13 protein-coding genes are annotated in these 13,783 nt (G+C 65.8%); 8 read left to right on the forward strand and 5 right to left on the reverse strand.

All coding sequences use genetic code 11. The annotated features are described in order from the left end of the window. Positions 1-150 precede the first annotated feature (150 nt). On the forward strand, positions 151-1,389 hold the full coding sequence (locus F1640_RS20415; RefSeq protein ID WP_013039113.1) for a site-specific integrase: 1,239 nt from the start codon (positions 151-153) through the stop codon (positions 1,387-1,389). A gap of 314 nt (positions 1,390-1,703) precedes the next feature. Here F1640_RS20415 and F1640_RS20420 read toward each other — a convergent pair whose 3' ends face one another. The 4 genes from F1640_RS20420 to F1640_RS20435 form a co-directional block, all read right to left on the reverse strand. Continuing rightward, complete coding sequence (locus tag F1640_RS20420) at positions 1,704-2,582, reverse strand: AAA family ATPase (RefSeq protein ID WP_009824028.1); 879 nt, start codon at positions 2,580-2,582, stop codon at positions 1,704-1,706. Next, positions 2,509-3,486, reverse strand: coding sequence for a Mu transposase C-terminal domain-containing protein (locus F1640_RS20425; protein ID WP_230461501.1), 978 nt, complete (start codon positions 3,484-3,486; stop codon positions 2,509-2,511). Before F1640_RS20425 ends, F1640_RS20420 begins: the two co-directional genes overlap by 74 nt. Positions 3,487-3,657: 171 nt before the next feature. Further along, positions 3,658-5,007, reverse strand: coding sequence for an IS1380 family transposase (locus F1640_RS20430; RefSeq protein ID WP_194917264.1), 1,350 nt, complete (start codon positions 5,005-5,007; stop codon positions 3,658-3,660). Between the two features lie 77 nt (positions 5,008-5,084). Then, positions 5,085-5,558 (reverse strand): helix-turn-helix domain-containing protein, encoded by a 474-nt coding sequence (locus F1640_RS20435; protein WP_309229334.1) that lies wholly within the window; start codon positions 5,556-5,558, stop codon positions 5,085-5,087. 191 nt (positions 5,559-5,749) lie between these two features. On the opposite strand from F1640_RS20435, the gene F1640_RS20440 reads away from it, so the two are divergent. After that, positions 5,750-6,322: a recombinase family protein gene (locus tag F1640_RS20440; RefSeq protein ID WP_194921669.1), complete on the forward strand. Its 573-nt coding sequence runs from the start codon at positions 5,750-5,752 to the stop codon at positions 6,320-6,322. A gap of 289 nt (positions 6,323-6,611) precedes the next feature. After that, positions 6,612-7,814 carry an aspartyl protease family protein gene (locus tag F1640_RS20445; protein ID WP_013039112.1) on the forward strand — a complete coding sequence of 401 codons (1,203 nt, stop codon included), beginning with the start codon at positions 6,612-6,614 and terminating at the stop codon, positions 7,812-7,814. Here the strand turns inward: F1640_RS20445 and F1640_RS20450 are convergent. Then, complete coding sequence (locus F1640_RS20450) at positions 7,808-8,227, reverse strand: helix-turn-helix domain-containing protein (RefSeq protein WP_007406847.1); 420 nt, start codon at positions 8,225-8,227, stop codon at positions 7,808-7,810. The genes F1640_RS20445 and F1640_RS20450 overlap by 7 nt on opposite strands. A gap of 75 nt (positions 8,228-8,302) precedes the next feature. Here F1640_RS20450 and F1640_RS20455 point away from each other — a divergent pair, with 75 nt between their 5' ends. The 5 genes from F1640_RS20455 (at position 8,303) to F1640_RS20475 (ending at position 13,782) form a co-directional block, all read left to right on the forward strand. Beyond that, a complete protein-coding gene (locus F1640_RS20455; protein ID WP_004212870.1) occupies positions 8,303-8,929 on the forward strand; it encodes a cation transporter in 627 nt (208 codons plus the stop codon). Then, positions 8,929-10,896: a cytochrome c/FTR1 family iron permease gene (locus F1640_RS20460; protein ID WP_194921671.1), complete on the forward strand. Its 1,968-nt coding sequence runs from the start codon at positions 8,929-8,931 to the stop codon at positions 10,894-10,896. The genes F1640_RS20455 and F1640_RS20460 overlap by 1 nt, the downstream gene beginning before the upstream one ends. A gap of 73 nt (positions 10,897-10,969) precedes the next feature. Next, a complete protein-coding gene (locus F1640_RS20465; protein WP_194921673.1) occupies positions 10,970-11,266 on the forward strand; it encodes a hypothetical protein in 297 nt (98 codons plus the stop codon). A gap of 60 nt (positions 11,267-11,326) precedes the next feature. Next, entirely contained in the window at positions 11,327-12,604 is a 1,278-nt protein-coding gene (locus tag F1640_RS20470) for a TolC family protein (RefSeq protein ID WP_013039111.1), read from the forward strand. Then, on the forward strand, positions 12,604-13,782 hold the full coding sequence (locus tag F1640_RS20475; protein ID WP_004212877.1) for an efflux RND transporter periplasmic adaptor subunit: 1,179 nt from the start codon (positions 12,604-12,606) through the stop codon (positions 13,780-13,782). Before F1640_RS20470 ends, F1640_RS20475 begins: the two co-directional genes overlap by 1 nt. The last annotated feature ends 1 nt before the right edge of the window (position 13,783 follow it).

Consider the following 13,783-nt stretch of genomic DNA (forward strand, 5'->3'; position numbering starts at 1 on the left):
TGCCGGGTCCGCCGGTATTGTATCAGAAATTGGACAGGCAGGCGAGAGTCCGGAGGTATTGTAGCAAGGTGAAGATTGAAATCTCTAGTTTTTCCGGTCCGCCGGTTTACTCAAACTGACAACAAGCGCGGCTGAGGAGCGAGGCGCGTCGTGAGCACCGAAACCGCCCGGGAAGGGCCAGAAATCCCCGTAGCGCCGCCTGAGGCTGTCCTGCCGGCCGTCAGGGCGCCGGCCGACCTTGCGTGGACGATCGTGCAGATGCGCGCCGGCGAGCGCATCACCGTCAACGAGGGCCTGATCGCCGCCTATCAGGCCGCTTCATCGCCCCATAGCATCCGTGCGCTCAAGTCCGACGTCGAGGCGTTCGATGCGTGGTGTAGGCGCAACAACCGGATCGCGCTGCCGGCCACGCCCGAGACCGTGGCCGATTATCTCGACGCGCGGGCCGGGAAGGGGAGCCGGCCGGCCTCGCTATCCCGCTACAAGGCGTCGATCGCCAAGATCCACCAGCTGCTCGAGCTCAAGGATCCGACGCCGGCGCCGCTGGTGAAGCTGCGGCTCCAGACGGTGCGCCGCGAGAAGGGGGCTGCGCAGAAGCAGGCGCGGCCGCTGCGGTTCAAGGGCCCGGTGCGCGACGTCGAGCGCGACAAGGCGCGGGGGCTCAACATCCGCGCGCTGCTCGAGAGTTGTGGCGAGGATCTGCCGGGGCTGCGTGATCGGGCGCTGCTATCGGCCGCTTATGACACCGGGCTGCGCGCCTCCGAACTGGTGGCGGTCGCCATTGAGCATATTGAGGAGGCGATCGATCCCGAAGCGCGGCTGCTGCAGATTCTGCGTCATAAGGGCGATCAAGACGGGGAGGGGGCGACCGCCTACCTCAGCCCGCGCACCGTCGCGGCGATCGCGGCGTGGACCGAAGCGGCGGGGATCACGACAGGGCCGCTGTTCCGGCGGGTGCAGGTGCGGCGCTACAAGGCGCGGGCAGCCGTGCGCGGTCGGCCGATCGACAGCATCTCGGGCCGGGAGACGTGGGATCTGCGCAAGACGCTGTCCAAGCCGGCGGTGAAGGCGCGCGTCGAATATGACATCGGCACCGTGGCGCTGCACCCGGGCTCGATCGGACCAATCTTTCGGTCGATCATCGGCCGCGCGTTCGACCGTGGCGCGCTGCCCGATTTGACGGCGGACGATCTGGCGCGGTTGCTGAAGGGGATCAGTGCGCACTCGACGCGGATCGGGCTCAATCAGGACCTGTTCGCCAGCGGGGAGGATTTGGCCGGCATCATGGACGCGCTGCGGTGGAAGTCGCCGCGGATGCCGCTCGCTTATAATCGCAATCTCGCGGCAGAGCAGGGGGCGGCGGGGCGCCTTATGGCGAAGATTGGCTAGTCATGACGGCCTAAATAGGTCTTTGGATGATGCCGTGCGACCACACGACGGCGGCAGGTAGATCGAGGGATTTGCGCAGCGGCAAGAACCGGAGAAGGGAGGCTGAGCCCCCGGGGTCTTGAGCTACAACGTTAAGCCTAAGAAACGGGCAGGGGCCTGGTAGCGCGTAGTGTATGAGCGAAGCCACCATCGCTCAAACTCATCAGCACAGTCCAATTTCGAAGAGGAAACAAGAAAGTGGTTCCGGAAACGGTATGGATCTTATCCTGTGTAAACGCTCGCGCTAAATGGCGGCGTTCTGATCGCGCTATTTGTCAGTTGCCGGGTCCGATGACGAGGCAATCGCGCGCGGCCTGAACGATGTCAGCGGTGACCTCCTCGACGCGGTTGAGGGTCATGATCCGCCGCATCTGCGCGAACAGGCGCTCCATGAGCCGGAAGTTGCCGCGCGTGATGCGGATCACGGCTGCCTGCGCTTCGATCGCGTCGAGTTGGGCCGGGTCGAAGCTGATCCCGAAATCGCCGGCGTGGGTCGCGAGCAGCAGCCGCATTTCGGTCTCGGTAAGCGGTTTGAACTCGTGGACGAAGCCGATCCGCGAGTAGAGCTGGGCATAGCGGGCGAGGCGCTTCTCCAAGCCCGGCATACCCATCAGGATCAGCCCGAAGCCGTGGCGATCGGCCATGTCGCGGAGATGTTCGAGCGACTTTATGGTCAGGCGGTCGGCCTCGTCGACGATGACGAGGGGGCAGGCGATGCGGGCGGCGTCATGGGTGATTTCGTCCTGCGAGCCGCCCGCGACCGTCAGCCGGGCATAGCCCAGCTTAATGAGGTTGAGGCCCAACACCGCGTCGATCGTCTTGGGCGTGTTGCTGACCGACACGGTGTAGAAGACGGCGCGGCAGCGAGCGACCTTTTCGCCAAGGAGCGCGGCAATGGGACGGAGCGCGGCATATTCCCCCAGGTCGGGGAAGCTGGAAAACTCGCGCGCCGATCGCGTCTTTCCGACGCCCGGCCGGCCATGACACACGCCGATATAGCGGTAGTGCGCGCAGGCTTCGGCAAACTCGACGAACCGGGCATGTTCGCGGGTCGCCAGGAACGGCTGCTCGACCAGGAACTCAATCGTCAGCGGCGTAGAGCCGGAGCCCTCGGTAGGTGGTGGGCCGGGAAGCCGTATCCTCTTGGTCGCCATCGAAGGTCTCCGTGGGGGCAGGCACCTGCTTGTCGCGCTCCTTCGCGCCGCGCCGGGCGCGCTGGATCGCGCGCAACGACGGGTGCCCAGCGTGCTCGGAGCTGAGCGCACGGCAGACGAACCGGCCCTGGTGGTAGACGTGGATCTCGGTCAGGTCGCGGGGGTCATAGACCGCCTCGACCTGCTCGCCGACGAAGGCCGCGAGCGTGGGTTCGACATAGCGCCTGCCCATCAGACGGATGCCGTCGCGCAGCACTTTACGGGGCTTGGGCACGTGCACGAGCAGCATGTCGAGCTGTTCAAGGCTGTCGGGCATTGCGGGCAGGAACCCGCCCTTCTGCCAGCGCGTGATCGGCGGTTCGCCGGTGCTGCCATGCGGGCGACGATGATAGACGCCGCACACGAACGCCTCGAAGCGGGCGCGCAGCTCGTCGAGCGTGAGCACTGGCGCCGACAGCGGCTTGCCCGCGATCAGGTGGCCGGGCAGGTCGGGCAGGAACATGTCGTTGATGGTGCGGAACAGCCGCTCGATCTTGCCGCGCCCGCGAGGACGCCCCGGCAGCGAATGGATGAGGCGGATTTTGAGGGCGATGCACGCCTGCTCGATATGCTCGGAGATGAAATCCGAGCCGTTGTCGACGTAAAGCTGTTCGGGAATGCCGCTGACGATCCATTCGGGATTGGGCTTGCGCCAGATCGCCTGCCGCAAGGCGAGCGCCGTGTTGAGGGCACTGGGGGCATCGAGGCTGAGGAAGTAACCGGCGATGGCTCGGCTGTGATCGTCAACGATGACGGTCAGCCAAGGACGCACCGGGGTTCCGGCATCATCGAGCACGAGAATGTCGAGAACGGTATGATCGGCCTGCCACATCTCGTTCGAGGTCGCGGCTTCGCGCCGATGCACTAGCCCGGCCTATTCATGAGACTGAGGTTCCGGGCTTGTTGGGTGGCGATGCGTTTTCGGTGATGTGATCCGGACGAGCGCCTCTGGCGGTGTTTTTCACCGCGGTGGGATCGATGGGCTTTTCGGGGTTAATGGAGGGGGGCTTGCGGTTCGGCGGCACGGCCGCGCGGGCTATGTAGGAGCAGGCCGAAGGTTGGTGGCGACGGCCTTGAACGTGGCGGCATCGGGGCATGCTGACGCGAAGGCGATGCGGATGCGCGTTGCGGATTCAATGACGCGGGCGGCGACCTTGAGCAACCGGAGGCGGATCGTTGCGAACTCGGCGACGGCAAGCGCGGCAGATTTTGGGATTTCTTGCTGGATCCGCCACAGGAGCCAGTAGGCGGCGGTGTGCAGAATGAGGCGCATCTGGTTGGCATTGGCCGAGCGGCACGAGGTGCGATCGCTGGCGAGCTGGGTCTTGTGCCGCTTGATCAGGTTTTCGGCCTGGCCGCGGGCACAGTAGAGCGTGTCGTAGATGTGCTCGGCCGAGCCTTGGGTCAGCGAAGTGACGACATAGCGGATGTCCATGCCCAGCGTGCTGGCCTCGATCCGGGCGACGACGCGGCGCTGGCCCTTCCAGCTTTTGGCGCCGTAGCGGGTCTCGGCATAGTTTCGCAGGATCACACGCTGCTCCTCGGCCCGCTTGACCGCGCAGGTATCGGCGACGGCGACGATGGCGGGATCGGCCCGCAGCGCAGCGTTGGTTGGCAGGCCGAACACGTAATCGATGCCGTACGCCTCGCAGAACGCCATGACCTCGGGGCGGCCATAGTGCCCGTCACCGCGGATGGTGAGGTGGGTATCGGGCCAGTGCCGGCGGATGTGACGCACCAGACGCCGGATGTGGCCAGCAGCTTCGGCGCCAGATGGCGTCTTGCCGGTGCGAAGCAGCATCGCCACCGGCCGGCCACTGGCGGTGTCGTAGACGTGGATCGGCAGGAAGCAGCGCTCGCCATGGTGCCCGTTCCAGAACGAGAGCTGCTGATAGCCGTGGACGACATCGCAGGTGTCATCGATATCCAACGTCACCGCCGCCGGCGAAGTGGGATAGCTGGCGCAGTAGATATCGATCATGGCGGCCATCAACTTCGCCAGTTCGCGCGTGGTCGGCGCGTTCTCCCAGCGGCTCATCGTGGGTTGGCTCGCAAGCCCGGCACCGGAGCCCGGCAGCTTGCCCAGCGCCAGGCGGAAGCCGGGATCGTCGCGAAGGGCGTCGAGATCGTCGGCATCCTCGTATCCGCAAGCGATCGCGAACACCCGGGCGCGCAGGATGTCGGGCAGCGCATGGATCACCCGGCCAGGGTCACGCGGGTCGGCTATGCAAGCGGCAAGCCGACGGCAGATGCCCATCGCGCGCTCAGCCTGTGCCAGTAGCAGGACGCCGCCGTCCGAGGTCAGCCGACCACCATCAAAGGCGGCTGTGACTTTCCGGCTGCGCACTGCTGGGAATCGGAATGGGTTTGCAGTATCGTCGGTCATGGCGGGGTGGCCTGTGGCATCTTCTGCCCTGCGGCAGGTTCGGCTTAGACACCCAGTTCCTAATTCAGATCAGAGGCTTATGCCACTCCCGCCAACCCTCTCGGCCCAACGCGGTGAATAAGCCGGGCTAGCTCGTGCTGGTCGCGGTAGACGGCCGGATCGGAGGCTGCGGCGATCTGGCTTGCCGGTATCGCCCTGACGACACGCGCGACGGCCGCATAGCTGGGGGTTCGGTGTCCATGCGCGATGGCGAGTTCCTGCACCTTTCGGTGAATGGCGGCGACCGGGGGTCGCGGGCGCTTGGTGGCGAGAGTGCGGGTCAGTTCGACCAGATGTTCCGGCAGGTGCAGCCTGCCCCGATCGTTGCGCGGCAGACGCGCGAGACCGGCAAGTCCTTCGGCACGGTAGCGCCCGAGCCAGCGCTGCAACGTCCGCTCGCTCAGCGTGCCGGTGCGGGCGAGGTCCGCGAGCGGGATGCCATCGGCGAGGTGCGGTTCAAGGACGCGGTAGCGCTCGATCGCCAGCGGCGGGACAAGCGCCGGATGCGTCACCGCCGACGGTCCGTGTCGCAGGTAAGGAAAACGGAGATTTGCCTGCCCATCGCCATGCGAGTCCGCTCGCGTTGCCAAACCGGCCTGTTCGACGTAAATCTACCCGGTAAAGAAAACTAGGGCAACATAGACCTGCCGATGACGACTTTCTTCCCAAACCGCGCCCGATCGGGGCGCCACCGGCCCTACGCATGAAAATCGGTTACGCCCGCGTATCGACCGCCGAGCAGAACCTGGACCTCCAGCGTGATGCGCTGAAGGCTGCCGGCTGCGAGAAGGTCATCACCGACAAGGCCGCCGGGGCGACTGCCGCTCGCCCTGGATTGGAAAAGGTGAAGGAGCTGCTTCGCGCCGGCGACACACTGGTGGTCTGGCGCCTCGACAGGCTCGGCCGCTCGCTCCGTGATCTGATCGGATGGATGACCTACCTCGACGAGGAAAAGGTCGGGCTGCTGAGCCTGCACGAGGCGATCGACACGACCACCACGTCGGGCAAGCTTACCTTCCACCTGTTCGGGGCATTGGCGGAGTTCGAGCGCAACCTGATCCGCGAGCGGACCCAGGCCGGTCTCACCGCAGCCCGCGCTCGCGGCAAGAAGGGTGGCCGGCCGGCCGCACTCGGCAAGGACAAGCGCGACCTGCCCGTCAGGCTCTACCACGAGAACACGATGCCGATCGCCAAGATTTGCTCGATGCTCGGCATCTCCAAGCCAAAACTCTACGCCTATGTGCGATCGGCCGAGACCAAGCCGGTAGCCGCGTAGCGACGCTCGCCGACAAATAGCGCGATCAGAATGCCGCCACTTAGCGCGAGCGTTTACACCGTTCGCGGTCCCGATCGGCCCAGCGTCCCCCGGAACCGTTCGTTATCGGGAAGGCATCTAAGCGGTCTGCACCATCCTTCATCTAAAGTTCTCCAAGCGCTTCTGAGGATTTTCGGGCGCACCAAAAGCACTTGCTCCTCCAGTGGCTGGAGCATGTAACCGCAATTTGCTCTCCTGCGGACGGGGGGCTGGAGGTGGCTTTTTGACGGCCCGTGTTGAAGCAATCGGTATGTCTCGACGCTCATTAGTGGCGCGGCTGGTGGCCTGTGGAACCGGCTTGGTGCTCGGTTCTCCAACGCTCGCGCGACAGACTTCCCGGTCTGCGGGCTCGTGGAACTTCGGTGCGGCTCACCTCGAATGGGAGCCGCTGGAAGTCGGCACGGGTGATACCCTCCTTGTTTCGGCACAAGTGCGCGGAGTGCCGGTGCGGGCGGTGCTCGACAGTGGCAGCGGCGCGTCGATCATGAGCACGGCGCTCGCGGCGAAGCTCGGCTTGAACGATGGTGAGCGGCGCATGATTAGCGGGCTGAGCGCCAAGGCCCCGGTGCTGCTGGTCCGCGACATCGACGTACAGCTCGCCCGCGAAACCCGTCGCTTACCCTTTGCCGTCGTTGGTGATCTGAGTTCAGTGTCGGCGGCCTTCGGACGACCGATCGATATCCTCCTCGGTGCCGATATGTTCACGGGTAGCTGCATCGCGCTCGATTTCGCGAAAAGGCGTATGGCGGTCGTCAAGTCAGGCACGTTTCTCGCCGGTCCCGACTGGCGCGCTGTCGCGCTCGGGCGCGGTGCCAAGCAGGAGCTGTTCATTCGAGCTTCCGTCTCGGGTTTGCCTCCCGTGCCCTTGATGATCGATCTTGGCAGCTCGGCCGCGCTGATGCTCTCGTCGGCCTATGCCCGCGATCAAGGGCTGTTGAACGGGAAGCTCGTCTCGACCGCGGCGATCGGCGGCGTCGATGGTGTGCGTATCAACGATGCTTTCACGATCCAGAACATCAACATCGAAGGGCTTGGCGTCTCGAACGTCCCCACACTCGGGATGAGAGCTTGGCTCTCCACCAGCACGGTTGGCAATGTCGGCCTACCGCTGATCGCTCAATTCGACGTGGTGTTCGACGTGACCGCCGGATTCGTGTGGCTCCGGCCACTCGGTCCTCGTCGTCGCCTGCCGATGCTGAAGGACCGTAGCGGCCTTGGCCTCGCAGCCTCACCAACGGCGCTCACCGTTGTTCATGTGGCGGCGAACAGTCCCGCGGAAAAGGCTGGCTGGGCGGTCGGCGACCGGATCGTGGCGGTGAACGGCCATTCGATCGATGCGAACTATACGCGTGGGGAGCTCTGGCAAGTGCGCTCCCGGCCTGCTGGCACCCTCGTAAAGCTGACGATGGCCTCGGGTGATGTGCGCGAGCTCAGGCTGGCCGATTATTATTGATCGGCTTGAGGGTGGCCTTTGCCGATCGCCTTCATGATCCGACAATCGGCCATGCGCGCCTTGGTGCAGCTCTGGCTGAGCATTGCCAACTCATCCCGCAACACCGCGAGTTGCGCCAGTCTCTCCTCCACATCCTTGAGGTGCTGAGCAGCGATAGCTGAGGCGGCACCACAATCCTGGTCCGGGTTCTGCGCCAGCCCCATCAACGAACGGATCTCGTCGACGGAGAAGCCAAGCCGGCGACCGTTGCGGATGAAGTGCAAACGCTCAATGTCACTGGCATCGTAGGTTCTGCGACCCGACGCCGTGCGAGGGGCGGATCGGAGCAACCCGATCGACTCATAAAAGCGGATCGTCGTCACCTTCGTCGAGGTCTCGCTGGCGAGCTGCCCAATCATCACCGGCTTCATCATGCCATCCTTGCTTATGCGAACGTGTCGCACATTTCGCTTGCTTCTACAGCGACTGGAGGTGGTAAGGAAGGCCGCATGAATGCTTCTACCGAAAGCTGCGGGTGCCACGGGGAGCCCGCGCGCGCGCAAACCGATCCGGCCTATCGCCGTGCGCTGCTGACCGTCGTGGTGCTCAACCTCGGCTTCGGAGTCGCCGAGCTGTTCGGCGGGTTCATCGCCGATAGCCAAGCGCTGAAAGCGGATTCCCTCGATTTTCTCGGGGACGGGTCGATCAGCCTTATCGGTCTTCTCGCGCTTGCCTGGTCCGCACGGGCGAGGGCAAAGGTCGCGCTGACGCAGGGGTTGTTTCTCGGTGCGCTTGGCGTGGGCGTAATCGGTTTCGCGATTTGGCGCGCCCTGAACGCAACCGCGCCCGATGCCGAACTGATGGGCACAATCGGCGTTGTCGCGCTCGCGATCAATGTCGTGTCCGCCTTGGTGCTTGCGCGTTTCCGGGAAGGGGACGCCAATGTTCGCGCGATCTGGCTGTTCAGCCGCAACGACGCGCTCGCCAACGTGGCGGTGATCGCCGCGGCCGGTCTGGTGGCGTGGACAGGAAGCGCCTGGCCGGACCTCGCCGTCGCCGGCCTCATCGCCCTCCTGTTCCTCCACTCCGCTTATGAAATCGTCACTGGCGCTCGGCGCGAATTGGGAGAGCGGTAGTGCGTCTGCTCGCGTTGATCCGGGCAATGCTCTCGTTGCGGCTGCTCTCCGCGCTCGCGGCGCTGCTGATCCCTGCTGCGGCAATCGCCGAACCCGGCGACGTGCAAACCGCATGGCGGCTGCTCGACTATATGGCCGTCGATTATGGCGGCGCGGTCGCCAACGGTCGGATCAAGAGCACGTCGGAATATGCCGAGATGACGGAGTTCGCCGCGTCGGTCTCGACACGGCTTCAGGGCCTGCCGGCGAAGCCGGAGCGTCAAGCCCTCATCCAGCGGGCTGCCAACCTCCAGGCGGTGATCGCGGAAAAGGGACCGACTGAACAGGTGGCAACATTGGCGCACGGGCTCGCGGCCGATCTGTTGCGCGCCTACCCGGTGCCGCTCGCGCCCGATAAGGCTCCGAACCTCGTCTCCAGCGATGCACTGTTCCGACAATCCTGCGCGTCCTGCCACGGGATGACGGGCAACGGCCGTGGCCCTGACGCCGCCAAGCTCGCTACGCCCCCGATTGCTTTCACCGATGCCGAGCGCGCGCGCCAGCGCAGCGTGTTCGCGCTCTATCAGGTGGTGACGCAAGGCATCGACGGGACCGCGATGCAGAGCTTCGCCGATCTGCCCAACGATCAGCGCTGGGCGTTAGCATTCCGAGCCGGGAGCTTCGCCTTCACGGATGCGCAGGCGCGCGAAGGCGAGCGGCTTTGGAAATCCGACCCGACCCTTCGCCGGCGCATTCCGGACCTGAAAACCCTGGTCGCGCTCACCCCGGCCGCGCTCGGCGCGGCGATCGGCGACGCCAAGGCTGACCCAGTGCTCGCGTTCCTGCGTCGTCATCCCGAACAGGTGATACAACAGGCTCCCGGCTCGCTCGCGGTCGCCCGCGCCAAACTCGCCGAAAGCGTGGCGGCTGCGCGGCGCGGCGATGCGCGCATGGCGAAAGAGCTGGCGCTGTCGGCCTATCTCGATGGGTTCGAGCCGATCGAGCCAACACTCACCGCGCGCGACGCGACGCTGATGGGTCGAATCGAGGGCGCGATGGGGGAGTTCCGCGCCTCGATCGACCGGGGCGCGTCGCCCGATGATCTCGCGGTGAAGGTCGCAGTACTGGGCGGCCTTTTCGACGATGCGGAAGCGGCGCTCGCGCCTGATGCCGCCACCGAAGCGTCCACGTTCCTGGGCGCGTTCACGATCCTGCTGCGTGAAGGGCTCGAAGCCCTGCTCATCGTTGTCGCCATGATCGCGTTCCTGCGTAAAGCCGAGCGCGGCGAGGCGCTGCGGTACGTGCATGGCGGCTGGGTCAGCGCGATCATCGCGGGCGGGATCACCTGGGCGGTCGCCACCTATGCGATCGGGATCAGCGGTGCGAGCCGGGAGCTGACGGAAGGGTTTGGCTCGCTGTTCGCCGCGGTCGTGCTGCTCTCGGTCGGGATTTGGATGCACGGCAAGGCGCAGGCCGATCAGTGGCAGCGCTATATTCGCGAGAAGATGTCGCGGGCGCTCTCGGGCGGGTCGGGCTGGTTCCTGTTCGGGCTGGCGTTCGTCGTAGTTTATCGCGAGGTCTTCGAGACGATCCTGTTCTATGCCGCGCTTTCGGCGCAAGGTGACAACGGGATGCTTCTCGCGGGGGCCGGGTCGGCGATTGGACTGCTCAGCCTGATCGCTTGGGCCATGCTTCGCTACAGTCGCAAGCTGCCGATCGCGCAGTTCTTCCGCTATAGCTCCTGGCTCATGGCGGTCCTGACCGTCGTGCTGGCGGGTAAAGGCGTCGCCGCGCTCCAGGAAGCCGGCCTTATCAACATCGCACCGCTCGCGGACGTGCCACGGCTGTCGATGCTCGGCGTGTTTCCCACTTGGCAATCGGTGCTGGCGCAACTCCTGATGGCGGTCGCCATTGCGGTCGGGTTCGCCTGGAACGGGCGCGACCGATCCCGCTCGGGTTCCGGCTCAGTGACCCTTGGTTCGAATTAGTGCAATGACATGAAAACCCTTCCGTGATAGAGGCAAGCTAGTGCGAGCCTTTTTGCCTTTCCTGACATGCCTGATGCTGGTCCTGATCAGCTTCTCCGGCATGGCCCATGCCGCCGATCTGGCGGGGGGAAGCATCGCGGGCGTTGAGTTCACGGTCCATACCGCCGGTGACATCGATCAGGTGCCATCGGACTCGGACAAGAATGTCCCGCATCATCACAATTATTGTCACGGACACGACGTCGGCGCGCCTGCGCGCACGACGATGGAATATACCCCCGTCCTCACAGTGCCCAAGCCGACAATCTCCGCCTCTGCGTCGCTCGACGGCCGCACCGGCATGGTCCATTTGAGGCCCCCCCAAGCCTGACGTCCGATTTGGGCGTGCGTTGGCGCGCCCCTGTCGATCATCGTCAGGAGTCCTATTTTCATGAATCGTATCCTCGCGGCCATGCTGGCCGCAGCGTCTTGCGCCACGATGGCGCAGGCGCAGGTCGGACCGTCCGCGCCTGTTGCGCAGGATGCGCCGGTCTACACGCTTGACCAAGCGGTCAGTGCAGCGGGCGGTTCGGCCCCTGCTGCGGAAGCGGCGACAGCTGGAATCGACGCGGCCCGTGCAGGTCGCACAGTCGCCGGCTTGCGGCCCAATCCGGTGGTTCAAGGCCAAGTCGAGAATGTCATCGGCTCCGGGCCGTATCGGGGGGTCCGCAGCGCGGAAACCACGGTCGGCTTTGCGATCCCGATCGAGCTAGGCGGCAAGCGCGGCGCCCGCGTCGCGGTCGCCAATGCGCAATTGTCCCGGGCCGAGATCCAGGCCGCGATCATCGCGGCGGATGTCCGGCTTCAGGTAACGCAGCTCTATGTCGAAGCGGTCGCGGCCGATCGCCGGGTAATGACAGCCCGCGATCAGGCCCGGATCGCCAGCGATGCGCTGCGGGCCGCGAGCGTTCGCGTGCAGGCAGGGCGGGCATCGCCACTCGAGCAACAGCGCGCGGATGTCGCGCGTATCAATGCCGACGCCAATGTGGAGCGGCAGCTTCGCTTGGCCGAGGCGGCCCGCGCCAATCTGGCGCGTCGGATCGGACGGCCGATCGACGGCCTGCTCGATGACACGCTGCTCGATCGCCTTCCCGATGTGAACGTCTATGGGCCGTTGGCACCGGTCAACACGACCGGCACACTCGCGCTGGCGGCAGCCAACGCGGATTTCTCCATTGCCGAAGCCGGCGTGCGGCTCGCGCGCGCCAATCGCGTGCCTGACCTGAACGTCGGGCCGTCGATCCGCCGCCTGGAAGCGACCAACGACATGGCGGCGGTGTTCAGCGTGTCGATCCCGATCCCGGTGTTCAACAATGGTCGCGCCGCGATTGCGCAGGCGACCGCGCAGCGGACCCAGGCGGATGCGCAGCGCCGCGTGACCGCGCTCGACATCGAACAGGCGATCACGGACGCGCAGGCGCAGGCGGCCAATGCCGCAACGACGGCTCGCGCGGCGTCGGGGCCGGCGCTGGCGGCTGCACAGGAGGCCGCCCGCATCGCGCGGATCGGCTATCGCGAGGGCAAGTTCGGCCAGCTCGAATTGCTCGATGCTGAACGCACGCTCGCCGAAACGCGGGTCGCCGCGATCGACGCGCTTGCCAATTACCAGAATGCCCGCGCGCAAGTGGAGCGACTGACCGCTCGTGCGCCCAATGGGGGGAATCAGTGATGAAGAGCTTTTATCTCGCGGGCGCGGCGTCGCTCGCCCTGCTCTTGGCTGCCTGCGGCGGCAAGGATGGCGGAAACGAGGCAACTGCCGAAGGCGCAGCTGCCAATGAGACGGCAGCGGGCACGGAAAAGGGCGGCGCTGAAGGCGGTCATGCCGGTGAAGGCGTCGTCACATTGGGTGCCGACCAGATCGCCACAGCGGGCGTCCAGGTCGGACGGCCGATCATCGGCGGGGCCGGGACGATCGAGCTGCCCGCGATCATCGAGGGCGACCCACAGGGAACGCAGGTCGTCTCGGCCGCAATTGCGGGACGCGTGGTCGCGCTCACCCGTAACCTCGGCCAATCGGTCGGACGCGGCCAGACCATTGCGGTCATCGAAAGCCGCGAGGCGGCGCAGATCAAGGGCGAGGTCGAGGCGGCGCGGGCGCGGCTTCAGCTCGCTAATTCGAACCTCGCGCGCGAACAGCGGCTGTTCGCGCAGAGAGTCTCCCCTGAACAGGATCTGATCGCCGCCCGCACAGCGGCGACGGAGGCGCGGATCGCCCTGACGCAGGCGCAGAGCATGGTTTCGGCGGCGGGTGTCGGCGGCGGCGGGCTCAACCGGCTCGGCATTGCCGCGCCGATCTCGGGCCAGATCATTGCGCGCCCCGTGACGCTGGGACAAACGGTCGCGGCGGATGCCGAACTCTATCGCATCGCCAACCTGAGCCAGGTGTCGATCGCGCTTAATCTCAAGCCCGAGGATGCGGGCCGGGTGCGTCCCGGCAATACGGTGCTGGTGAAGGCGGCAGGCCGTCAGGCGACCGCCCGCGTGACCTTCGTGTCGCCGGCGCTTGATCCGCAGACGCGGCTCGTGCCTGCGCTCGCCACCCTCGACAATCGCGGTGGCGAATGGCGGGTCGGCGAGCCTGTGACGGCAGCCGTGCAGCTCACGGGCAGCGGCGGGAGCGGGGCGGTCCGCGTGCCGACGACGGCGGTCCAGAGTTTCGAGGGCAAGTCGGTCGTGTTCGTGCGCACGCCCACCGGCTTCAAGGCGACCCCGGTCCAGCTCGGCGATGCGTCGGGCGACACGGTGATCGTCCGGTCGGGCCTGACCGGCAACGAACAGATCGCCACCACCGGAAGTTTCACGCTCAAGGCCGAGATCGGCAAGGGCGAAGCGAGCCACGAGGATTAAG

Origin of the sequence: Novosphingobium sp. NBM11 (assembly GCF_015390225.1) — a bacterium.
Lineage (GTDB): Bacteria > Pseudomonadota > Alphaproteobacteria > Sphingomonadales > Sphingomonadaceae > Novosphingobium.